Raw genomic sequence first — 619 nt, 5'->3', positions numbered from 1 at the left:
GCGAGGACCAGGTCGCGGTGCGCGGAGCCGGGATCTACGGCCGCCGCCTGGCCCGCGCACTGCCCGCAGCCGTCACCGGTACCGGCTGGCAGCCCACCGGCACCGTCCTGATCACCGGCGGCACCGGTGCCCTGGGGACGCAGGTGGCGCGGTGGCTGGCGGGGCGTGGTGCGCCGCACCTGGTACTGACCAGCCGCAGCGGGACGGCTCCCGACGGCCTGATCGAGGAGCTGACCGACCTCGGGACGCGGGTGACGGTGGCCGCGTGTGACGTCACCGACCGGGACGCGCTGGCCGGGGTGATCGACGGTGTGCCGGAGCAGTGGCCGCTGACCGGCATCGTGCACACCGCCGGGATCGTGGACACGGAGGGACTGGAGCAGACCGGTCCGGAGGCGGTTGCCCGGGTGGTCGGTCCCAAGATCGAGGGGACGGTGCTGCTGGACGAGCTCACCCGGGACCTGCCACTCGATCTGTTCGTGGTGTTCTCCTCGACCGCCGCCACCTGGGGCAGCGGCGGTCAGGGCGCGTACGCGGCCGGGAACGCCTTCCTGGACGCGTGGGTCCAGCACCGCCGTGATCGCGGGCTTCCGGGCACGTCGGTGGCCTGGGACCCGTG

General features: G+C 74.2%; 1 protein-coding gene. It reads left to right on the top strand.

The annotated features are described in order from the left end of the window. Positions 1–17: 17 nt before the first annotated feature. Positions 18–619 (top strand): beta-ketoacyl reductase (locus G5C65_RS38080; protein WP_338146863.1); only part of this gene is annotated, 602 nt, incomplete at its 3' end.

This window comes from Streptomyces boncukensis, assembly GCF_011045075.1.
GTDB classification, from domain to species: Bacteria; Actinomycetota; Actinomycetes; order Streptomycetales; family Streptomycetaceae; genus Streptomyces; species Streptomyces boncukensis.
The sequence above is the reverse complement of the archived record's forward strand: the minus strand, read 5'-3'. Positions and strand labels throughout refer to the sequence as shown.